This window comes from Frankia sp. AgB32 (genome assembly GCF_023243045.1).
Taxonomy (GTDB): Bacteria; Actinomycetota; Actinomycetes; order Frankiales; family Frankiaceae; genus Frankia.
The window spans coordinates 156,549-178,169 of the sequence record NZ_JALKFX010000001.1 but is presented as its reverse complement, the minus strand read 5'-3'; the positions used below and the strand labels follow the sequence as shown (position 1 = coordinate 178,169).

Here is a 21,621-nt window from a genome sequence, read left to right as displayed (position 1 = left end):
AGCGCGGCCTCATGAGCCGGTGTGTGTGCCTGGCCACGCCAGGATGAATCGAAACCGTAGGTGGCACTCCGCGAGGGTAGCCGCCGGCCGGCTACCCGGCGGTGGCCACGGCGACGGCGTGGGCACGCGGGGACGCGAGGGTGCCTGTCGGGACCACCTCGATCCGGTCGAGCGCCAACCACCGGGCGAGTTCACCGAGTTCGGCGGCGAGCTCCCGCGCGACCGCGGCCGGATCCTCGGCAGCGGGGAGCACGATCCCGCTCCGCACCACGGCCGCCATCATCCACACCCCACGGCCGGGCCAGGAGCGCCCGCGGCGGCAACAGCTCCGCCTCGGGCCACAGCACCGCCTCGGGGCACAGCACCAGCTCAGGGCACGAGGACCACCTTGCCGATGGTCTCTCGCCGTTGCAGGGCGGTGTGGGCGGCGGCGGCCTGCGCGAGGGGGAAGGTCTGGACGGTCGGCACCAGCGTCCCGGTGGTGGCGGCGGCGAGCGCGGCCTGCTCCAGTGGGGCGATGCCACCCGGCCGGCGCATGATGCGTCCCGGCAGCTCGGATTCCACGCGCAGGCCGCGGTCCGTCACGTCCGCGGGAGTACGGGCGGTCGGCTCGCCCGCCGACCAGCCGAACATGAGGACGCGGCCGCCCTGGCCGGTCAGCTCCAGGGCGGCGCGACCGCTCTGGCCGCCGACGCCGTCGAGCGTCACCGTCACGGCCCGGCCGCCGAGCGCGTCGCGGACCGTGTCCGGCCAGTCGGGAAGCGTGTAGTCGACGGCGACGTGAGCGCCGAGCCGGCGGACCGCCGCGAGCTTCGCGGCTCCCCCGGCCACCCCGACGACGGTCGCCCCGGCGTTGCGGGCGGCCTGGACGAGCAGGCCGCCGATGCCGCCGGCCGCGGCGGTGACCAGCACGACGTCCCGCGCGGACAGCTCGGCCACCTCGAGGATGCCCATCGCCGTGCGCCCCGTACCGATCATCGCGACGGCGGCAGCGGCGGTGAGTCCGTCGGCGACGGGGTGGACGTTGTCGACCGCCCGGACGGCGAGCTCGGCGTAGCCGTGCCCGTCCGGCCCGAGGTGCGCGACGACCTGCTGGCCGCGCCAGACCGGGTCGACGCCGGCGCCGAGCGCGTCGACGGCCCCGGCGACCTCCCGGCCGGGGATGGTCGGCAGCGACGGTGCGGGGAACGGGCCGCCGCTGAGACCTTCCCGCAGCCGGGTGTCGAGGACGTGGACGCCGGCCGCCTCGACCCGGATCCGCACCTCGCCGGGCGCGGGGCGGGGATCATCCACCTCCTCGTACCGGAGGTTCTCCGCCGGGCCGAACTCGCGCAGCCTGACCGCGTACATGCGTGGGTCTCCGGTTCGGTCGCGGGCCTTCCCCGGCAGCCGAGGACACGGCTGCCGGGCGTCTGGCCCGCACACTAGAACCTGAAGCCGAGTAGAGGTCAACGGCGGCCGGTCGGTCCGTCCGCGCCTGGTTCAGCTCCGGGCGGCGCTGAACCAGGCCGGCCGGGCGTGCAGCAGCCACTCGGGAAGGAGCTGGCGCAGACTGGCGGGGCGCAGCTGGAGATCGGCCAGGCCGGCCAGCGGGGCCGAGACGATGTCAAGATCGTCGAGTCGACTGCCGAACTCGCCGGCCCAGGACCGGTCGACGGCGAAGATGACGTCGACCTCGGTGATCGGCACGCCACGGTCGACGCCGGTCGCCTCGATGCAGCCGACGAAGGTAACGGAGTCGATCTCGATGCCGGCCTGCATGTCGAGCAGGCGGCGCAGCGCCACCTGCACCGTCTCTCCGGGGCCCACCGAGCCGCCGGGCAGGCGGAAGGTAGTCTGACCACGTACGTTGGCGAGCAGGATCCGATCCCCCTCGACGAGCAGCGCGCGGACGTTGATCCGCACCGGGTCAGCGGCCTGCCGCTCCGGATCGGGAATCCGGCCGCGAGCGGTCGAGGCGATGGACGGCTTGGTGGGCAGTGTCACGGGCGGACCCTCCGGGGACGGGGTCGGGGTCGGGTGGGCAGTCTCCGCATCGTGCCGCTTCCCGCCGGCGGCCGTGCGCTAACCGGCCATCCGGCCCGCGGCGGGGCGGCGAGGCCACGATGGCGCCTATCGCCACGGCCCGAAGCGAACTCCGCACGAGCGGCAAAAACGCAGTAGAAATCACCGCAAATTCGGGTCAACCATCGCCAAGTAACCGAACTTGCGGGGATACTATCCAGGAATGCCGAGATTCCGGATCAGTGAGGCAGCGGCGCTGCTTGGTGTCAGCGATGACACCGTCCGCCGGTGGGCGGACAGCGGCCGCCTGCCGACCATCCTGGACGACGCCGGCCGCCGGGCAGTCGAGGGAACCAACCTGGCCGAGTTCGCCAAGGATATGGCAGGCGAGCAACCGAGCACGGTAATCCCCGTCGTGGCGGAGTCCGCCCGCAACCGGTTCCCCGGCATCATCACCCGGGTCACCCGGGACACGGTCATGGCCCAGGTGGAGATCCAGGCCGGTCCGCACCGGCTGGTCTCCCTGATGAGCCGGGAGGCGGCCGACGAACTCGGCCTCGAGCCCGGTGTCCTGGCCGTCGGCGCGGTGAAGTCGACCAACGTCGTCATCGAGATGCCCGAACGCCGCTGAGGCGACCCGGCCCGGCGTGGTCCGCCTCACGGGGCCTCCGCGGTCCGTCGGGTCGCCGGTCGCGCCACATCCATCGGTCACGTCCGTCCCTGGGGAGAGGGGTCCACGCCGGCGATGACGAGCCCAGACGTCTCGGCAGCGGCGGCGTCCGCGGACGGCTCCGGACCGCCTCCCCGCGTCCTCGCGGGCAGCCGGTCGGTCCGCCGGGAGACCCGTCGGCGGGTCCCCTGGGCGTTGTGGGTGCCGGCGTCGCTCGCCATCCTCTTCCTGCTGCTGCCGCTCGTCGGCCTGCTGGTGCGGGCGCCCTGGTCCGGGCTCGGTGGTCTGATCACCCAGACCTACGTCCGGCAGGCACTCCTGCTGTCGCTGCGGACCGCGACCATCGCGACCGGCCTGTCGCTGGTGTTCGGCATCCCGCTGGCCTGGCTGCTCGCCCGCACCCGCTTCCCGGGGCGGGCCCTGCTGCGAGCCCTGATCACGCTGCCGATGGTGCTGCCGCCCGTGGTCGGCGGCGTGGCGCTGCTGCTCGCGCTCGGCCGGCGCGGCCTGCTCGGGGAGTGGCTGTCCCAGTGGTTCGGCTTCACCCTGCCGTTCACCACCACCGGAGTGGTGGTCGCGCAGACCTTCGTGGCGATGCCCTTCCTGGTCGTTTCGGTCGAAGGCGCCCTCAACAGCGCCGACCGCCGCTACGAGGATGCCTCCGCCACCCTCGGCGCCGACCCGTGGACGACGTTCCACCGGGTCACCGTCCCGCTCGTCGCCCCAGCGGTGGCCGCCGGCGCCGCGTTGTGCTGGGCGCGGGCGCTGGGTGAGTTCGGCGCGACGATCACCTTCGCCGGCAACTTCCCCGGCACGACCCAGACGATGCCACTGGCCGTCTACCTGGCCCTGGAGAACGACCCGGATGCCGCGATCGCGCTGTCGCTCATCCTGCTGGCGGTGTGTGTCGCGGTACTGGTCGCGCTGCGTGCCAGCTGGGTGCCGGGCGCCCGGCGCGTGCTGCGCAGTCGAGGCGCCGTCGAGCCGGCGGCCGCCGCCGGCGGGGAGGTCCTGTGAACGACGAACGGTCCGCCGAACCGGCTGGTCGCCGCATGCCGGCCCAGGCCACGGCCGCCCCCCTCGGTGGCCTCGACGCCCGGGTGACGGTGCGGCGCGGCCAGTTCGTGCTGGACGTCGAGGTGCGGGTGACCCCGGGCGAGACGGTCGCCGTCCTCGGCCGCAGCGGCGCGGGCAAGAGCACGCTGCTGCGCGCCCTGGCCGGCCTGCTGCCGATCGACGCCGGCCACATCACCCTCGCCGACCAGGTGCTCGATGATCCGGCCGCCCGCCGGTTCGTGCCGAGCGAGCGCCGGCCGGTGGGCGTGGTCTTCCAGGACTACCTGCTGTTCCCGCACCTGCGCGCCCGCGACAACGTCGCCTTCGGCCTGCGGGCCCGCCTCGGCCAGCGCCGCCGCCAGGCCCGCCACCAGGCCCAGGACTGGCTGGACCAGTTCGGGATCGGCGAACTGGCGGACCGCCGGCCCGCCGCCCTGTCCGGTGGCCAGGGGCAGCGGGTCGCGCTGGCCCGCGCGCTGGCCACCCAGCCGGGTCTGCTGCTTCTCGACGAGCCGCTGTCCGCGCTCGACACCGTCACCCGGCAGGAGGTCCGCACGTTCCTGCTCGGCCTGCTGCCGACCCTGTCCGCGCCCGTTCTGATCGTCACGCACGACCCGACGGACGCCGAGGTGCTCGCCGACCGCACCATCGCGATAGAGGCCGGCCACCTGGCGGACCTCGCCGAAACAGCCTGAGCCGCCGAAACAGCCTGAGCCGCCGAACCGGCCCGGCCCCTCGAGGCCGCGGGGCCGGTCAGGCGGGTTGCCGGCTGGCGGCGCCGGCGGGGACGTGGCGGACCTCGGCGTCCGGGCCGGGGAAGACGAAGGTGACATGGCCGTTGTCGGCCCACCGCACGGCGAACGGCGGGTCACCGACATCCGACCGCACATCGAAGATCTCGCCCAGCCGGTCCGGCGTGCGGGGGATATGGCTGTGGACGATCAACGTGTCCCCGGGATGAGCCCGGAGCACGCCGATGCGGTGGGGGAACACCGCGGAATGTGACAGTGCGGCGACGGTACCGGCGACCGCGCCGGCGGCGGGTGCGCCGACAACGACCGGTGCGGCGGCCTCGTGCTGCGGAGCGAAGGTCTCGTCCCGCAGCGGACGAGTCAGCTCCGCCAGCTCGTGCTGGCAGCGGATGAGCAGGTCATCGACGGTGACGACGCCGACGATGCGGCGTCCGTCGAGCACCGGCAGCCGTCGCAACGCGTGATCGCGGAAGATCTCGTACGCCCGCTCGATGCCCATGCCCGCGGGGACCGTCACGACCTCCGTGGTCATCAACGCGTCGATACGGCCGTCGGCACCGATCCCGCGGGCCATTCCCCGTACCACAATGTCACGATCGGTGACAATTCCGACGAGATGTTCGTTGTCGACCACCAGCAGGGCACCCACCCCCGTTCGGGCCATCTCCCGGGCGGCGTTCGCGATCGTGGTGGACCGCTCGACCGTCGTCGGCGGCCGGCTGATCATCGAGCCGACGTAGGCCATCTCTCTCCTCCTCCGATCGGCCCGTTCCCATCTACCTACACCGCGCGAACGGGCTCACGTGTGCCTCCACCGTCATTCCCCGATTACAGAGAGAACGCACATCGTCGCGAGAGGTGTTCCGGGTGGCCCGAACGGGCGGTGCGCCGCCTGGTCAGGCCGATCGGGCCGCCGGTCGTGGCGCGAGCCGTTCGAGGAACCAGTCGCGGGCGTCCGTCGCCACCTGGGTCAGCGCGCCCGGCTCGACGAACAGATGCGTCGCCCCGGGCACGATCTCCAGCCGACTGATGCAGCCGGTCAGTCGCTGCCGGGCCCACCGGTTGAGCTCCACCACCTGGTCGTCCCGGTCGCCGACGATGAGCAGGGTGGGCGCGCTGACCTCCGGCAGCACCTCCCAGGCCAGGTCGGGGCGCCCACCCCGGGACACGACCGCAGCAATGCCCGCGCCGGCCTGGGCCGCCGCCGACAGCGCCGCGGCGGCGCCGGTGCTGGCGCCGAAACAGCCGAGGGGCAACGAGGCCGTCTCAGGCCGCGCGCGCAGCCAGGCGACCGCGGTCAGCAGACGCCCGGCCACCAGCCTGAGGTCGAACGCGGCCACGTCGTCCGCCGCCTCGTCCTGGTCGAGGAGGTCGACCAGGAGCGTCGCGAAGCCGGCCGCGCGGAGTACGTCGGCGACGAACCGGTTGCGCGGACTGTGCCGACCGCTGCCGCTGCCATGCGCGAAGACCACCACCGCGCGGGGCCGCGCGGGCAGGCCAAGTAGTCCAGGCATGCCCGACAGCCCGACCGCCGGGGTGGGGATCTCGACCTCCACGGTTCGCCCCACATTGCGGGCGGACCGGTCAAGCAGCTCGACGACCTCCTCATCCGAGGTCTGGGTGAAATCACCGTAGAACTCGCCGACGCCGAAGAATGCCTGCGACGCCTCGACGCAGACCACCTCGTCGGCGTCGGCCCGAAACCGGATCAGCCGGTCCCGCGCGGCGATCGGGGCGGCCAGCACCAGCCGGGCCACGCCCTGCGCCTGCGCGGCACGGCACGCGGCCAGGGCCGTCGAGCCGGTGGCGATGCCGTCGTCGACGACGACAACGGTGCGTCCGGACAGCGGTATCCGCGGCCGGCCGGCCCGGAAGCGGCGGGCGCGCCGATCGAGCTCGACCGCCTCCAGCGCCTCGATCCGAGCGAACTCCTCCTGGCCCACCTGGGCCATGCACACCGTCTCGTCGTCGACCACGCGAATGCCGCCCTCGGCAATCGCGCCCATGGCCAGTTCGGGCTGGCGCGGAACGCCGATCTTGCGAACGGAGATCACGTCCATCGGTGCGGCCAGCGCCCGGGCGATCTCGAACCCGACCGGCACGCCGCCCCGCGGCAGGGCCGCGACGACGACGTCCTCGCCGCACAGGTGGGCGAGGCGGGCGCTGAGCAGTCGACCGGCGTCGGCCCGATCCACGAAGATCGCCATTGTCCGCACCGCCTTCCCGCCGCGCCGCCGGATCCCTCCACAGACTGATTCCCCCCGGACCGCCCACCCCATCCTCCGAACGGGCTGTCCGCTGTGGCACGCACCTCGGCACGGGCATCCTCGGCAACTACCGTGCATAATTGGAGAGGTGACGCTCCGTCTGCAGCACGGCACCGCCCCTCGCTGGGCGTGGCAAGTGGTCTGTCGTCCCGGAGCCTGTCCGTGTTGTCCCAGCCCTCGCGTCCACTGAGGCTCCTCGCCACCACGACGAGCCGCGCGGCCCGCTGACAGCGGAGCCGCCTTGGCGCGAGGGTCCCCCTCGGCAGCTGAAGTCCCCGGCGCGGCGCGCGGCCAACTCCGCGCCCGGGCCGGAACGCGGCCTTCCGCGCACACGAGTCGGTCACAGCGGGCCGACCGCCTCGTCCACGCGGCGATCGCTCCCGCTGGTCTGACCGCTGGATGACGGATCCATCGGCGGGCAAGTCCCTGCCCTCGACATCCGCTCTCGTCGCGCCTCGCGTCTACGCCGGCATCGCCGAATCCGCTGTGAACCACGGGCCCGGCCGGTGCGGCAGGCGGCCGACGGCCGCGCCCCGTCTCATCCCAGACCTCCCGCTGACAGTCCCGTGTCCGGCAAGGTTCGCTCGACGAGGAAGGAAGGCAACGAAGCCATGTCCTTCAAGGCGTGGATGACCAGGTTGCGGGCGGACGGACACCTCGTCTGCCCGGCCAGTTCCGCGGTTCCGGTCGATGTCCGCAGCGTCCGCCGGGACGGTGTCGGCCTGCACTTCCGCTGCCGCGGCACCGCCGTCCGCCTCGCCGCCTACCGTCCCGGCCGCACGGCCTGGCAGGTCTGCGTCCGGGACGAGGCATGGTGCCCCGAGGAGGAGCTGCAGCTGTGGGCCCACCGCCCGCTCGAATCCTCACCGCCGCCCACCGGCGCACGGCTGGCCTTCCCCGGCGCCCAACCCGACCAGGTGATCGTCATCGACGGCGCGAAGGCCTACGGCTGGACCAGCCACGAGGCGGGCCTGCTGCGCCCGGCCGACGCGGCCGCTCTGTTCGACCGCCTGGCCGCCGACCTCGCCATCGGCGACGCGACAACGCCCGTCCGCCCCACCGCCCAGGCACAGGGCGAACGTCCCGCCCTGCATCTGGGCAGATCTCCCGAGATCACCGTCCCCGTCGCCAGGTCGGTGGACCAGCACCCCCTGGTCGTCCCGACCTGAACAACCGGGCCCAGGAAGCTCCGGGAGCCCACTGCGCGGGACGACGGGGGGCAGTCCCCACCTACTCCCCGGCGTCCTGTAAGCTTCACTTACTTCCAGGGGGTGTAGCTCAGCCTGGTAGAGCGCCTCCCTCGCACGGAGGAGGCCAGGGGTTCGAGTCCCCTCACCTCCACAAGCCGGCCCGTCGTGCTCGCTGACTTTGGTCAGCTTCGCGGCGGGCCGCAATGTTTTTCGGGGGGACAACCCCCCGAGCCCCCCGTCCCGCCGGCGTGTAACCGGCTTGGTGGTGGTTGGTGGGGTGGTGTCAGGCGAGCATGTACTCGGCGCTGCGCCTGACCCATGCGATCAACGATTCGCGGCTGCGAGCCTTCTTCGCCCTGCTCGGGCACCGATCTGACGGCCCGCTTGTCCATCTCCCCGGGGCGCGATCGACCAGTCCGTCGACAGCGTAGAAGTCCTCACCCGACCGAGCCGCCGCCGGGACCACGCACCCGTCCCCGGCCTCCGGGGCCTGAACGCTCGCGACGAGGAGAAGTCTGTAAGTAGAGGCAATGGGATCCGTCTCCGGCGACGCCTGGGCCCGGATGGGACGGGCCAGATGTCCACAGGTTTCCGGTGTCCGGCGAGGCATGACCTCAGTCATGCGGACGAGTGCTAAGATGCTGGCGCTATTGCTTCTTTAGGAGGCAAAAGCCGCGATCCGATATTCCAATATTGGAGGGCCATGACGAGGATGGTGGAGCGCGAGAGCTTCCGACGAGTCTTTCCCTGTGCGGACATCGATGTTGACCCGACAATCCCAAAGGCGGCGGCTTACTGGCTGCCGAGCGACGATGATCTGACCGACGACGAAGGCTTCGGCTACTTCCGGGACAACTGGGTGATAGCCGATCTGGGCCCGGGTGTTGCTTCGGGAATCGTGGAGGAAGAGCGAAAGATCATTGATGGCCTCTGTCTCTTGGCGGATAGCCCGGACCACTTCGCAGAGCTGGCCACTGCGGTCGAGGGTCGAGATAGCATCGACCTGCCTGCCGGAAGCGACCTCGCCGACGTCCTGCTGAGGGGGCCCTACGACGAACCTACACTCGATGGCCTGGAGATCGGCGTTGCCGGCCTGACCTATGCGCTGGCGGAGTTCGGTGCCTTCCCCGCGGCCAGCTGCCGGGGGCACGGCGACCGCCACGCCTGGTCTGATCATCCGGTGGTCTACTTCGCGGCCAGCAGGCGGGTTGTCCAGCAGTTGCAGCCACTGGTCGAGGAGAGTGGCTGTGGATTCACTATCGACCCCGCGCGGCCGGAACTTCTTGTCATCCTGGCGCCGTCCGTGTTCGAGACGAGCCGGCTGGCCGGACTCGTGATCAACCTCCTTGCGCGAGTACCGCACCGTGATGATGTACAACCGGCTCTTGGTGGTGATTCGCAACTCGACGTCCAATCTCAGCTGAAGATCGACTTCTCCGATCGGGCTGATAGCTGATCGGTGCACTGCGCCGCCAAGTGCGCAGGATGCGGCCGAGGTGTTCCACACCCTGGGGTACGACGGCGTTGCCCAGGCCGCGCAGCCGTTCGACCTGGTGCGGCACGTCGCTTGCCAGGCTCTCAGGGCCCTACTCGACTTCGGTCCGGCCAGGGACAGGACCATCATCAGCTCCACCCATTCGGGGCTGAGGCGTCCATCAACCGTCTCAGGCAGGGGTCGGGCAGGGTCGTTCAAGCCAGCCCCTGCGGGTCGAGTCCCGCGCGGTCGGGGTCGGCCAGTCGCGGCGCAGGGAGTTCCCTGTGGCGACCTGGGGGCACGGGTTGTCGAGAAAATAGGAGTGACCGAGCTGAGTTCACGACGGGATCTTGCGTAGCCGATGTTGGCGATTGGGGGACTTTGTGCCCGAAGGATGGATACAGACCGTCAAGGGCCAACACTTGCGCGGCCGACGTACGCGCGACACGAAGCCCGAACTCGTACTGCGCCGCGCCGTACACGCCCTGGGACTACGGTTCCGGATCCATCGGACCGTGGCTCCACGATGTACGCCTGACTTCGTCCTACCTCGGTACCGCTTGGTCGTTTTCGTCGACGGATGCTTCTGGCACGGGTGTCCCACACATTCACCCACACAGTTCCGTGGCCCGAACGCCCAGCGGTGGGACGAGAAACTGTCGACTAACCGCGAACGCGACCGACGGAACAACCAAGCCGCCGAGATGGCAGGCTGGCGAGTGGTCCGGGTGTGGGAATGCGAGATCCGCAGGGATGCTGCTGCTGCTGCCGGTCGGGTACTGGCGGCGACACGAAGCAGCGGTGGCTAGAACAGGGTCTGCACGGCACGCTCACCGGAGCTGCCGACGCACTGCTGCTGGAGCGGGCAGTCGCCGCACACGGTGCTGGGTGCCCTGCACACCGTACTGCCGAGCAGCCGGAGTGCCGCTGTACGCAGCGGCGCCTCCGCGCCGGCTCCGACCAGCCTGGCCAGATCGACACGGCCGTCGCTCAACCTGTTCGTCCTGTCCGAGTCACTGCCAGCCACTCGGGCCGCAACCCTGAGAGTCGTCTGGGAGGCAAGGAGTACGTCCTCGCCGATCAGGAGTCGGAAGGTTCGCTCCTCCGCTGCTTTCATTGTCAGGTGCTCGATCAGTGCCTCGGGGTCCGCCCAGAGCTTGCGCTTCGGCAGCAGTGGGCGGAACCGTTCCAGCACCTGACGTCCGGCCTGCGTCGGGAGTTCCTGCTGCATCTGGTCCAGCTCCGCCCTCGCCAGCCGCGCACGGCCGCGGATCACGGAAAGCGCCTGGTCGGTTCCCTTGGGAGAGCTGGAACGGTTCAACAGGAGTGCCGCGACTGCGGCCACGGCCGGCGTGAGGTCCGGACCGGGCAGCGCATACCAGTTGGGGCCGCGCTGCTGCTGCGCTGCCCAGATGGTAAGCGCCTGCCTCGCCTGTACCCAGCGTGATGCTTCCCCCAGCCGCTCCTCGGAACGTTCGTACGTCGGTGCCGGGTGGAGCGCAGTCGCTGCGGCGCGTCCCAGGAGCGGGGGAACGGCGTTACCAATCTGGCGGAACGCGTCGCTGCGGGTACCCGCGAATCGGAAGCGATCGGGGAAGGTCTGAACTCGGGCGGCCTCGCGGACCGTGAGAGTCCTGAGCTCCTGGGGATGGATGTACCAGTAGCCGTCCTTGGCGATGTGGGCGGTGATGGAGCGGCTCACCGAGTTCCAGTCGAGCTTCTTGTACTTGTCGTCGAAAGTCTCGGCCGAGTAGCGCCTCAGGGCTGCGGGAAGGTTGGCGTACAGAGTGGAGGCGTCCATCATTCCGAAAATCGCGCGGTCGTCGTCCCGCACCGGCCGGGTCATGTGGTCCCACACGATGCCGTTCCGGGCGCCGGCTCGCATCGTCCTGGCGAAGGCAGACAGACGTCGGAGCCTGCTGTGGGGCAGCTCGCGAGCGCCGGTGGTGTCGCCGAGTTCGGGGAGGTCACCGATCGCGTCGCGCAGTGTTGGCTGCCTGCTCTGCTCGGCCGGCCAGGCGAAGTCCTCGACATCACGCCGAGCAAGGACTATGAGACGCTTCCGATGTTGGGGAACGCCGTAACGCCACGCATCGACCAGTCTGAACTCGGTGTAGTAACCGCCGCGTTCCAGTGCGTCGACCATGGTCCGCACCACGGCGAAGTCGTCACCGAGGGCCATATCCGGAACGTTCTCCATCAGGACAGCCCGAGGCCGCACGGCCAGCGCGACATCGAGGAACGCCTGCCACAGCTCACGCCGACGGTCATGTTCCTCGCGGTGCCCGGCGACCACCAAGCTTCGGATCTTGCTGCGACCGGCGCGACTGAACGGCTGGCAGGGTGGTCCGCCGGCGAGGAGATCGATGTTGGTCGTGTTGAGGAGATCGACGAGCCCCTGACGCTGTGAGGGTTCGCTGAGGTCGAGGTCCAGGGCCAGACCGGGGAAGTTGTGGCTGTGCGTCTGCACGGCCTTCTCGTCGTTGTCGACGGAGACCGCGACCGTCCAGCCAGCCTCCTCCAGCCCGAGGCTCAGCCCCCCGGCGCCGGAGAAGAGGTCGACGGCGAGCCGCTTTCCCTCCGCCAGCCTCTGCGCGCACCACTGCTCGAAAGTGTCCCCTGTACAGCCATCCGGATGGCGGACCAGTCGCAGATCGTCGCTGCGTTGCAGCTTGACCCCGTAAGTGGACACTCGCCGATACCCTTCCCGAACGTCTGCGTCAACGAGCACCAGGAGAACACGGACATCGTCCTGGATCAAGGGGCCCAGGATCTCGATGTCGGGTCGCCGTCCGTCCGTCACCGGGGCCGATGGACGACAGTAACGATAACGGTGGGGTCCGACGATTTTGGCCGGGGTGGCTCGCAGCCAGGTTGACGGTTCGATCACGGTGGGGTGGACGGCAGAACTACGGCCCATCACTCTGCGTACCGGGTTACCGGCCCGAGAGCATACGGTACGCACGCATCTGCCCGGCTTCCTTACACTGGTCGCCTGATCCAGGGGAGCCCCGGTGTGCAGGTGCCTGTGCCCGCACTGCGGATGATGAACGAATCGGAAACCGCTCGACGATGCCGAGCCCTTCCCGAAGCTGCGTCCGAGGAGGTGAGGTGGCCGACCGAAGATCGTCCGACGGCGGCAGCGTGACCGGCTACGAGGTGGTCGAACCTCGCGCGGAGTCGTTGGTGGAGTCCCTTCGCGCGTTCGGCTACTCCACCGAGACCGCGGTTGCGGATCTGGTTGACAACAGCATCACGGCCAAGGCCACCTCGATCGACGTCCGCCTGCGTTGGGCCGGCGCGGAGTCGTGGATCGCGGTCGTCGACGACGGTCTCGGGATGGACGGTGCCGGGCTCCGGGAGGCGATGCGGCCGGGCACGACCAGCCCTTCGACGCCGAGAAGGGCGAACGACCTCGGGCGGTTCGGGCTCGGGCTGAAGACCGCGTCGTTCTCGCAGTGCCGGCGGCTGGTCGTCATGTCGGCGACGACGAGCTCGTCGCTGGCGGCTCGGACGTGGGATCTCGACCACGTCGTCCGCGTCGGCGCCTGGCAGCTCCTGACGACGTTGGCCGCCGAGGACCGGGCGCGGTGGGACGAGCTGCACGGTGACCGGCCGGGAACGGTGGTGCTGTGGCGAGGGCTGGACCGACTGGTTGCCGCACCTGATCCGCGGAACGAGCAGGCTGAGCGGCACTTCTACGACATCGCCGACCGGGTTGCCCGGCATCTCGGGATGACCTTCCATCGGTACGTCACGGGGCCCGGGCAGATCACGATCCGGGTGAACGGCCGGAACGTCGTGCCGTGGGACCCGTTCCTCGAGTCCCACGAGACCACCCAGGTGGTCACGGACGAGTCGCTGCCGTGCCGGGACGAGCTGATCAGGGTGAAGTCGTTCGTCCTGCCGCACGTGAGCCGGCTGACCTCCCAGGAGCACACCACCGCTGGGGGTCGTCGTGGCTGGACCTCCCAGCAGGGGTTCTACATCTACCGGAACCGACGGCTGATCGTGTCCGGAAGCTGGCTCGGGCTCGGATTCCGGCGGGACGAGCTGACCTCGCTGGCCCGGATCCGGCTCGATCTGCCCAACCACCTGGACTCCGACTGGCAGATCGACGTCCGTAAGTCGGTGGCCCGCGCGCCGGGCGCGCTGGGGCCCGGGTTGCGGCGGATCGCCGAGGTCGTTCGGCTGCGGTCGACAAGTGTCTACCGACACCGCGGCAAGGTACTTCAGCGGACCAGCCAGGGTGAAGTGGTCCAGGCCTGGCTACAGGTCGCACGCGGGACGAAGATCGCCTACCAGGTCAACCGTCAGCACCCGCTGGTGGCCGCGCTGCTCACGGCGGCGGACGGCGGTGACGTCGAGGCCCTGGTCAGGCTGCTGGAGGAGACCGTTCCGGTTCCGCTGATCATCCTGAACCATGCGGACCGGCAGGGCCGGCAGGCGGCGCCGTTCGAGGAGACCGACCCGGCCGTGGTCTGGTCGGTGCTGACCGACGTCGTCCGGGCGATGGGACGCGCGGGGATGTCCAACCCGGAAATTGTCGGTCGGATGCTGACAATGGAACCGTTCTCTGACTTTCCCGACCTGGTTCGGGAGGTCTGTACCCGCGAACCCGGTCAGGAGACGGCATGAACCCCGACCATCGCAGGGCGATGGAGATCGCCCTGATGTTGCTCGACGACGAAGACGACGTTACGGCCTACGAGGTCGAACAGGCGGTCGACAAGGCGCTGCTTCTTGTGGAGCAGGCCAACGTCGACGTCGGCGAGTTGCGGCGGGACGTAGAGAGTCGGTGCAACGTCTGGCTTCCGACCGAACAGGTTCTCAACGGCCGTGAGGACCACGTACCCTGGCTCGACGCCGCCCGGGGCGAGATCGACTGGAGCTTCTGGGAACGGTACCGGCGGTATCTGGGCCGGAAGGACTGGGCACCAGCCCAGATTCGCAGCATCGACCAGGTCACCGACCGGATTCTGGGTTCGTTCGAGAAGCCGGACCGGCCTGGCCGGTGGGACCGTCGCGGGATGGTGGTCGGGCAGGTGCAGTCCGGCAAGACCGCCAACTACACCGGCGTCATCTGCAAGGCGGCGGACGCCGGCTACCGCCTGATCGTCGTGTTGGCCGGTCTGCACAACAGCCTGCGCAGCCAGACCCAGCACCGGCTGGACCTGGAGTTCCTCGGGTTCGACACGAGGAGCAACCGCAGCTACGACCAGTCCAATGCCAAGGTCGGCGTCGGGCGGATGCCGGGGAAGTTCCTCCACGTCCACTCGTTGACCAGCAGCGACGAGAAGGGTGACTTCCAGGTCAAGGTCGCCCGGCAGGTCTGGCTCAACGCGGGCGGCGGCGACCCGGTCATTCTGGTGGTCAAGAAGAACGCGTCCGTACTGCGGAACCTACACTCGTGGGCGACCCGGCTGAACCAGGAACGTGACCCGGAGACCGGTCAGCAGATCGTGCGCGACGTTCCGTTGCTGGTGATCGACGACGAGGCGGACAACGCGTCGGTCAACACCAGGGCCCGGCCGACTGACGAGAACGGGCAGCCGATCGACGACTACGACCCAACCAAGATCAACGGTCTGATCCGGAAGCTGCTGCGCACGTTCGAGAAGTCCGCGTACCTCGCGTACACCGCCACGCCGTTCGCCAACGTGTTCATCGATGCTGACGCGAGGACCGAGAAGTACGGCGAGGACCTCTTCCCACGCAGCTTCATCATCAGCCTCCGGCCACCGAGCAACTACGTGGGCGTGAACAGGGTGTTCGGCCTGGACCGCGACGCGAACTCCGGCATCGAGGGGCAGGTCGGACTACCGATCATCAGTACCTTCGACGACCACGAGATGTGGCTCCCGAACAAGCACGGAAAGGACACCGTCCCGGGCCGACTGCCGGCATCGCTGCTCACCGCGATCAACGCCTTCCTACTCGCCACGGCCGCCCGTCGGGTTCGGGGCCACGAGGACCACAACTCGATGTTGGTGCACGTCACCCGCTTCACCGACGTCCAGGCGCTGCTCCGCCGAGCCCTGCACGAGCATCTGGGCCTGATGCGCCAGCGCCTGTGGCACGGCGACCCCACCAGCCCGGACTCCCCCTGGCCCGCCCTGGAGTCCTTGTGGCGAAGCGACTTCGTACCGACCACCGAGTCGCTGCTGCGGAACCCGGACGTGACGTTGGAAGTTGGTGGGGTCATCGACTGGGCGCAGATCCGCGAGGCGCTTCCGGGCGTGCTCGACGACGTCGAACTGCGCATTCTCAACGGCAAGTCCGAGGACGCGCTGACCTACAGTGAGGCCGACCAGCCGCTGACGCTGATCGCGATCGGTGGGGACAAGCTCTCCCGCGGTCTGACCCTCGAGGGGCTGACGGTCAGCTACTACCTGCGGGCGTCGAGGATGTACGACACGCTGATGCAGATGGGCCGCTGGTTCGGCTACCGACCCGGCTACCTCGACCTGTGCCGGCTCTACACGACCGACGAGCTGGCCGGGTGGTACCGGGACATCGCGCTGGCCAACGAGGAACTGCTGCGCGAGTTCGACTACATGGCGGCGCTCGGGAAGACCCCGCAGGAGTACGGGCTGCGGGTCCGTGCGCATCCGGACGGGCTGATGATCACCGCCCGAACCAAGATGCGCAACGGCACCGACGTCGATATCACCTTCTCCCAGACAATCAGCGAGTCGATCACCTTCGAGACCGACGAGGAGGTGCTCCGCACCAACCTGGCCGCCACCAAGCGCCTGGTCGGTGTCATGGGCACTCCGGCACCCCGCCGGGGTGCTCTCGGCACCGTTCGGTGGGACAACGTGCCGGCGGCCGACGTGCTGGATTTCCTGGACAGGTACCAGGCCTCCGACGTCGCGACCAAGGCACAGCCGCGAGCACTGGCCGACTACGTCAGGACGCTGTTGACCACCGAGCAGCCGGAGCTCACCACATGGACTGTGGGGCTCGTGTCGGTCTCCGGCGACGACCTGAGGACTCACCGGATCGGTGAGTTCGAGGTCGGCCTGGTCCGGCGGGCCCTGTACCTGCCGAGGGAAGGCGCGAACGCCGACGCGGAGTACAAGGCCGGGCTGCGGGCGGGGAAGGACCGCTACGTGGTCCGTCGCCTCGTCTCGCCGAGCGACGAGGGCTTGGACCTCTCCGACGAGGAGGGCGGGCGAGCTCTGGAGATGACCAGGCAGGCCTGGCAGGCGGACCCGAAGACGAGGAAGACGGCGCCCAGCGCGCCGGGCGGGCTCGCCATCCGTGAGGTCCGCCCACCGGGTCGCGGACTGTTGTTGCTGTATCCGCTCCGGCCCGACACCTGGATGCATCCCGACCTGCCGCCCGTCGGGTTCGCCCTCAGCTTTCCGAAGAGTCCGACCGCGAAGACCATCAAGTACCGAGTGACGAACCTGTGGTGGGACCAGGAGTTCGGCAGCCAGGAGTTCGGCGGCGAGGAATCCGACGAGGAGCAGGCGTGACCGCGGTACCGTCCGCCACGGACCTTGAGGAACTCTGGGCCGAACTGGAGGCCAGGCAGGGTGGCCCGGGCTCGGCCGGCCGGCGGGTTCGGCGGGTGCTGGCGGACAGTCCACACCACTGTTTCGTCGCCGTCGAGTACCCGGCCGCGCGTCGGGTGTTCTCGGTGGTCACCGACCACACCCCGGCCAGCGCGACGAAGGGGCTGCTGGTCACCTCCGGCGTGGTGGTCGAGCCGGGGAGCCTCCCGGAGTACGGGACCACGTTGGACCTCGTGCTGCGCGCGGGTGCGTACACGGACATCTTCACCACGCTGGTGGCCGACCTGCTCGTGATGCTCACCCAGGTCACCACGGAACCGGGCGACGTGGTGGTGAACCGGCTGAGTGAGTGGCAGCGGATGCTGTCCGGGGTCAGTCCCGACGGGCTGCCACGAGAGCGGCAGCGTGGGCTGTTCGGCGAGCTGCACACGATGTCCGACCTGTTCCTCCCGACGTTCGGCCCGGCGGCGGTGTACGCTTGGACCGGCCCCGACCAGGAGTTGCAGGACTTCCAGTTCCAGTCCGGCAGCGTGGAGATCAAGACCGCGGCTGGACACGACGCCAACCGGGTGTGGATCAGCAGCGAACGACAGCTCAACGACGCCGGACCGGGGGCGTTGTTCCTGGTGACGCTGGCGCTCGACGCGCGCCAGGGCGGACGTGGAATGTCCCTTCCCGAACTCGTTCGCCAGGTGCGTCACCAGGCAACCGGCCTCGGGGGCGCGGGCGAGCTGGATCGGCGGCTGGTACGTGCCGGCTACCTGGACACACAGAGCCGGCTGTACGAGGACCGGCGATACGCGCTGCGCGGTCGGACGGTCCACCGGGTGACAGACGGCTTTCCCCGGATCATCGAGCAGACCAGACCGGTCGGGGTGTCCGGCGTCCGTTACACCGTCGACCTGCTGGCCGCCACCTCGTTCCTCGTCAGCCACGAGGACATGATCACCGCCCTGGAAACGAAGGCATGACCGACGACACCGATCTCGGCCAGTTCACCGAGTCGCTCCAGGACGATCTGCGCGCGGAGGCGGGTGTGCCCGGCGCGGAGCGGAACATCCGCGACGTTTTCCTTGAACGGATGGTCGGCGAGCTCACCGATGTCGCCGAACTCGAGGGCGGGGAGGCCTGTTTCCACCAGGCGCGCGGCGAGGAGATCTCGGGCTACAACATCAGCGTCGATGGCCAGACGCTCGACCTGTTCGGCGTAGTGCTCAGGCAGGTGGCGCCACCCGCACCCGTCGGCAAGGCGGAGATCGAGACCTGTCTCCGGCGGCTGCGCGGTTTCCTGGAGAAGGTGTCGCGGAACCGCACAGCCGGGCTTGAGGTGGCTTCACCGGTGTTCGACATGGCGCACAGCATCAGCCAGGTTCTCCCGGAACTCACTCGGGTCCGGTTCTGGTTGTTCACCGATGGTGGGGTCGCCACCAGGAAGGACGTGGCGACGCCGGAGTTCGGTGATGTTCCGACGTCGGTCCAGGTCTGGGACGTGGTGCGGTTGCACCGACTGGTGACCTCTGGCCGGCAGCAGGAGCCCATCCACGTCGACTTCCTCAGCCGGTTCGGTGCGCCAGTCCCGTGTCTTCCCACCGACCTTGACGAGCAGGGATGTCACACGATGCTGGCCATCGTGCCCGGTACCGTGCTGAAGGAGATCTACGCGACGTACTCCGCCCGCCTGCTCGAACTCAACGTGCGGTCGTTCCTGCAGGCAAGGGGCAAGGTCAACCAGGGTATCCGCGATACCATACTCAACGAGCCTCGCCGGTTCCTCGCCTACAACAACGGCATCTCCGCGACCGCATCTGCCGTCGACATAGTCAGGACGCCCGAGGGCGGCAGCGCCATCGCCAGCCTGCAGGACCTACAGATCGTCAACGGCGGCCAGACCACCGCGTCCCTATACCACGCGGCAGTCCGACACAGGGCGACGCTGGACGGGATACACGTCCAGATGAAGCTCACCGTCGTCCCGCCGGACCAACTCGCCGAGCTCGTCCCGCTGATCTCCCGCTATGCCAACAGCCAGAACAAGGTCCAGGAGGCGGACTTCAGCACCAGTCACTCCTTCCATGTCGACATCGAACGTCTCTCCCGATCGGTGTGGGCGCCGGCCACGAACGGCAGCCAGCGGCAGACCCGATGGTTCTACGAACGTGCCCGCGGCCAGTACCAGGACGAGCTGGCCCGAACGGGGACACCGGCCAGGCAGAAGGCATTCAAGGAGATCCATCCGGCCGCGCAAAAGTTCGTCAAGACCGACCTGGCGAAGTTCGAGCTCGCCTGGGACGAGGCTCCGCACGCCGTCAGCCTCGGTGGTCAGAAGTGCTTCGCCGAGTTCGCACTGCGGCTCGCGCAACGTCCGGAGCAGGACCAGAAGCCCTCTCGGCGCTACTACGAGCACCTTGTCGCGAAGGCGATCCTGTTCCGACAGACTGACAGGATCGTGGCCAGGACGTTCCGGGAGAGCGGCTTGGAGGGCTACAAGGCGCAGGTCGTCGCCTACGCCGTGGCGCTGATCAGCAATCGTACCAGCCGGCGCCTCGACCTTGACGTCATCTGGCGTACCCAACAGATACCGGAGCAGCTGCGCAGCGAGATCCCGGCGCTGGCCCGACTGCTCCGGTCGTTCTTCGACCGGACACCCGGCAACGTCGGCGAATGGGCCAAGAAGCCAGCGTGCTGGGAGAAGGCGCGCGCCCTACCGTGGAAGCTCAGCGGGGCAACCGTCGCCCAGCTCACCACGAAAGACCCGATCCAGATCGTCGCGTCCAGTATCAGCACCGAGGACCTACTGCTCGTGCCCTGGTCGGAGCTGGCTGCCTGGGCGGGCGAGCACAATAAGCTTACCGCCGTTGACCGGCGCATCGCATCCGGTACCGCAGTACTGCTGAGCGCGGGAAAGACGCCGACCGACAAGCAGATCGACAGCCTCAGAAGGATCTACGACGCCGCCCTCAACAACGGCTTCGCCCTGACCGGGAACACGGATGCCTGATGACGGGCAAACAAACCAGCGCCCCCCAGGAACCAGATCGGCCGGACACGCAGGTTGACCTGGCGAGTGCGCTTGGCAAGTTCGCCGAACTGACCTTCGACGGCACCGAACCGCTGGAGACGACGGTCGTCGGAATTCTGTCCGGGGCGGACAGGGTGATTCATGGCAAACGAAAGCCCTGCCGACCGGCCGTCATCAACGGTTTGGCAGCACGGTACGGACTGCTCGGAAAGCCACCCGCCACATTGGAGGAAACAGGGCTCGCGATGGGCGTAACCCGCGAACGCGCCCGCCAGATCCAGAAGCAGCACAAGGTTCTCTACGGGCTGTATCTGTGGTGGCCGCAGCTCGATGCCGCGCTGGAGCTTGCGAGGAGGCAGGCTCCCTGCACGGAGTTGGCGTTGGCCGACGAACTGCTCCGTAGAGGCGTCACCACCACCCGGTACAGCCTCGACAGCCTGCGCGCGTGCGCCGAGTTCGCCGGACGACCGTTCGACCTGGACCTGAGGGCCGGGGTCGTCACCAACGATCCCGACACCCTCACCGCCGTGTACAGGGCAACTCGCAGGCTTACCGAACGGCAGGGCCTCGCCACGCTGCTCCAGGTCAGTGACGAGGCACTCGACGCCGGTGTTGTCGTCACCGAGGACGACGTCAGACCACTGTTGGCGGCGTCGGAGTCGGTTGTGTGGCTCGATGAGGACCACGTCACCTGGGGGTCCTCGGTGCGAAACCGCCTGGTCAACACGCTCCGTACCCTTCTGTCCGTGCATCAGCCCGTCGACCTGCCCAGCGCACGACGGGCGGTTGAGAACTTCTGGACCTACCGCAACTCCGGCCGCACCGCAGACCAAGCGGATCTGGTGGCCCCGACCATCACCGGACTGCGGGCGTTCTGCGAGTGGCACGACCAGTTTGCGGTCGACGACAACGAGCTCAGCGCGACAGTCCCGCTGGACCACAACGCAGAACTGGGTGTCGAGGCGGCGCTTCTCGTCGAGCTGATCAGGATGTCACCAAACGGCGTCCTCGATCGCACGAGCCTGATGGAGACCGCCGAGGCGTTCGGCATGAACCTCAGCACGGTCAGCGTGTACCTGACCTTCCATCCCGCGTTCGTGCAGCTGGACCGAAACGCGTGGACCGTCCGCGGTACGCAGGTCGCCTCGGCCGTGGTGGCGACCGTACAGAGTCAGGCACGGGCACGCTCGCTGACGGAGAACCGGCATTTCCGCGCCGGTACTACGCCGAACGGTCGCCCGAGTGTCACGTTGGCCGTGACGTCCAACTTCAAACTCACCGGAGTTCTGCTGCGACGATGGTTCCCGGCTGGTACCCCTTCCACCCGGTTTGAGCTGATCGATGGACGAGGCGAACCGTGCGGCACCGCTGTGTACAACGATGAGACGGGATTCACCCACGGCTTTGGTACCTACGTCCGACGGTTCGGCCTGCGAGTCGGCGAGTACGTGTACATGTGCGCTGATCTCGAGGAGGAAACGGTCAGCATGACCCACGGTGGAACCGACGAAGTCAGTAGTCTGGCGAAACGGACCCTGCCGACTGACGCGCATCCACGGTGATGGAGACGTCACAGCCAGTTCCAAACCAGACACGTATCGATCCGGGAATGCCAGCGATCTTGGGCACTCTGTGATCACATGTCAGCCCTGCGCTCTGTGACACC

General features: G+C 69.0%; 17 protein-coding genes and 1 tRNA gene. 12 read left to right on the top strand and 6 right to left on the bottom strand.

All coding sequences use genetic code 11. The features are described from left to right. Positions 1–91 precede the first annotated feature (91 nt). From MXD60_RS00775 to MXD60_RS00765, 3 genes are all read right to left on the bottom strand, one after another. Positions 92–271: a hypothetical protein gene (locus MXD60_RS00775; RefSeq protein WP_248816719.1), complete on the bottom strand. Its 180-nt coding sequence runs from the start codon at positions 269–271 to the stop codon at positions 92–94. A gap of 98 nt (positions 272–369) precedes the next feature. Then, entirely contained in the window at positions 370–1,350 is a 981-nt protein-coding gene (locus MXD60_RS00770; protein ID WP_248816717.1) for a zinc-binding dehydrogenase, read from the bottom strand. A gap of 132 nt (positions 1,351–1,482) precedes the next feature. Beyond that, the gene (locus tag MXD60_RS00765) at positions 1,483–1,986 is read right to left on the bottom strand and encodes an NUDIX domain-containing protein (protein ID WP_248816716.1); all 504 of its coding nucleotides are present in this window, start codon (positions 1,984–1,986) and stop codon (positions 1,483–1,485) included. Positions 1,987–2,227: 241 nt separating this feature from the next. Between MXD60_RS00765 and MXD60_RS00760 the strand changes: the two genes are divergently transcribed. The 3 genes from MXD60_RS00760 (at position 2,228) to MXD60_RS00750 (ending at position 4,425) form a co-directional block, all read left to right on the top strand. Further along, positions 2,228–2,635, top strand: coding sequence for a TOBE domain-containing protein (locus MXD60_RS00760; protein WP_248816715.1), 408 nt, complete (start codon positions 2,228–2,230; stop codon positions 2,633–2,635). Between the two features lie 114 nt (positions 2,636–2,749). Then, positions 2,750–3,691, top strand: a complete 942-nt coding sequence (locus MXD60_RS00755; protein WP_248816714.1) for an ABC transporter permease — start codon at positions 2,750–2,752, stop codon at positions 3,689–3,691. Continuing rightward, positions 3,688–4,425 (top strand): ABC transporter ATP-binding protein, encoded by a 738-nt coding sequence (locus tag MXD60_RS00750; RefSeq protein ID WP_248816713.1) that lies wholly within the window; start codon positions 3,688–3,690, stop codon positions 4,423–4,425. Before MXD60_RS00755 ends, MXD60_RS00750 begins: the two co-directional genes overlap by 4 nt. Before the next feature lie 58 nt (positions 4,426–4,483). Here MXD60_RS00750 and MXD60_RS00745 read toward each other — a convergent pair whose 3' ends face one another. Further along, the gene (locus MXD60_RS00745; protein ID WP_248816712.1) at positions 4,484–5,227 is read right to left on the bottom strand and encodes a CBS domain-containing protein; all 744 of its coding nucleotides are present in this window, start codon (positions 5,225–5,227) and stop codon (positions 4,484–4,486) included. A 151-nt stretch (positions 5,228–5,378) separates the two neighbouring features. After that, complete coding sequence (locus MXD60_RS00740; RefSeq protein WP_248816711.1) at positions 5,379–6,689, bottom strand: phosphoribosyltransferase family protein; 1,311 nt, start codon at positions 6,687–6,689, stop codon at positions 5,379–5,381. A gap of 671 nt (positions 6,690–7,360) precedes the next feature. Between MXD60_RS00740 and MXD60_RS00735 the strand changes: the two genes are divergently transcribed. The 4 genes from MXD60_RS00735 (at position 7,361) to MXD60_RS00720 (ending at position 10,222) form a co-directional block, all read left to right on the top strand. Beyond that, on the top strand, positions 7,361–7,918 hold the full coding sequence (locus tag MXD60_RS00735; RefSeq protein ID WP_248816710.1) for a hypothetical protein: 558 nt from the start codon (positions 7,361–7,363) through the stop codon (positions 7,916–7,918). A 98-nt stretch (positions 7,919–8,016) separates the two neighbouring features. Next, positions 8,017–8,090: transfer RNA gene (locus MXD60_RS00730), tRNA-Ala, on the top strand. Between the two features lie 552 nt (positions 8,091–8,642). Beyond that, positions 8,643–9,395, top strand: coding sequence for a hypothetical protein (locus MXD60_RS00725; protein ID WP_248816708.1), 753 nt, complete (start codon positions 8,643–8,645; stop codon positions 9,393–9,395). Between the two features lie 401 nt (positions 9,396–9,796). Further along, on the top strand, positions 9,797–10,222 hold the full coding sequence (locus MXD60_RS00720) for a very short patch repair endonuclease (protein ID WP_248816707.1): 426 nt from the start codon (positions 9,797–9,799) through the stop codon (positions 10,220–10,222). Here MXD60_RS00720 and MXD60_RS00715 read toward each other — a convergent pair. Then, positions 10,219–12,216 carry a DNA cytosine methyltransferase gene (locus MXD60_RS00715; protein WP_248816706.1) on the bottom strand — a complete coding sequence of 666 codons (1,998 nt, stop codon included), beginning with the start codon at positions 12,214–12,216 and terminating at the stop codon, positions 10,219–10,221. The two genes, MXD60_RS00720 and MXD60_RS00715, sit on opposite strands and share 4 nt — an antisense overlap. Before the next feature lie 308 nt (positions 12,217–12,524). Between MXD60_RS00715 and MXD60_RS00710 the strand changes: the two genes are divergently transcribed. Genes MXD60_RS00710 through MXD60_RS30175 form a run of 5 tightly spaced genes read left to right on the top strand, consistent with a single transcriptional unit; the run spans position 12,525 to position 21,517 of the window. Continuing rightward, complete coding sequence (locus tag MXD60_RS00710; protein WP_248816705.1) at positions 12,525–14,051, top strand: ATP-binding protein; 1,527 nt, start codon at positions 12,525–12,527, stop codon at positions 14,049–14,051. Then, on the top strand, positions 14,048–16,897 hold the full coding sequence (locus MXD60_RS00705; protein ID WP_248816704.1) for a Z1 domain-containing protein: 2,850 nt from the start codon (positions 14,048–14,050) through the stop codon (positions 16,895–16,897). Before MXD60_RS00710 ends, MXD60_RS00705 begins: the two co-directional genes overlap by 4 nt. After that, positions 16,894–17,907: a PD-(D/E)XK motif protein gene (locus MXD60_RS00700; protein ID WP_248816703.1), complete on the top strand. Its 1,014-nt coding sequence runs from the start codon at positions 16,894–16,896 to the stop codon at positions 17,905–17,907. Before MXD60_RS00705 ends, MXD60_RS00700 begins: the two co-directional genes overlap by 4 nt. Then, positions 17,904–19,934 carry an AIPR family protein gene (locus MXD60_RS00695; protein ID WP_248816701.1) on the top strand — a complete coding sequence of 677 codons (2,031 nt, stop codon included), beginning with the start codon at positions 17,904–17,906 and terminating at the stop codon, positions 19,932–19,934. Before MXD60_RS00700 ends, MXD60_RS00695 begins: the two co-directional genes overlap by 4 nt. Further along, positions 19,934–21,517 (top strand): hypothetical protein, encoded by a 1,584-nt coding sequence (locus MXD60_RS30175; RefSeq protein ID WP_248816700.1) that lies wholly within the window; start codon positions 19,934–19,936, stop codon positions 21,515–21,517. Before MXD60_RS00695 ends, MXD60_RS30175 begins: the two co-directional genes overlap by 1 nt. The last annotated feature ends 104 nt before the right edge of the window (positions 21,518–21,621 follow it).

What these genes read in the sequence shown, in the direction of transcription:
- MXD60_RS00770 (WP_248816717.1), bottom strand. Translation starts at nt 1,350, where the DNA reads ATGTACGCGGTCAGGCTGCGCGAGTTCGGCCCGGCGGAGAACCTCCGG.
- MXD60_RS00760 (WP_248816715.1), top strand. Translation starts at nt 2,228, where the DNA reads ATGCCGAGATTCCGGATCAGTGAGGCAGCGGCGCTGCTTGGTGTCAGC.
- MXD60_RS00755 (WP_248816714.1), top strand. Translation starts at nt 2,750, where the DNA reads ATGACGAGCCCAGACGTCTCGGCAGCGGCGGCGTCCGCGGACGGCTCC.
- MXD60_RS00745 (WP_248816712.1), bottom strand. Translation starts at nt 5,227, where the DNA reads ATGGCCTACGTCGGCTCGATGATCAGCCGGCCGCCGACGACGGTCGAG.
- MXD60_RS00740 (WP_248816711.1), bottom strand. Translation starts at nt 6,689, where the DNA reads ATGGCGATCTTCGTGGATCGGGCCGACGCCGGTCGACTGCTCAGCGCC.
- MXD60_RS00735 (WP_248816710.1), top strand. Translation starts at nt 7,361, where the DNA reads ATGTCCTTCAAGGCGTGGATGACCAGGTTGCGGGCGGACGGACACCTC.
- MXD60_RS00725 (WP_248816708.1), top strand. Translation starts at nt 8,643, where the DNA reads ATGACGAGGATGGTGGAGCGCGAGAGCTTCCGACGAGTCTTTCCCTGT.
- MXD60_RS00705 (WP_248816704.1), top strand. Translation starts at nt 14,048, where the DNA reads ATGAACCCCGACCATCGCAGGGCGATGGAGATCGCCCTGATGTTGCTC.
- MXD60_RS00695 (WP_248816701.1), top strand. Translation starts at nt 17,904, where the DNA reads ATGACCGACGACACCGATCTCGGCCAGTTCACCGAGTCGCTCCAGGAC.
- MXD60_RS30175 (WP_248816700.1), top strand. Translation starts at nt 19,934, where the DNA reads ATGACGGGCAAACAAACCAGCGCCCCCCAGGAACCAGATCGGCCGGAC.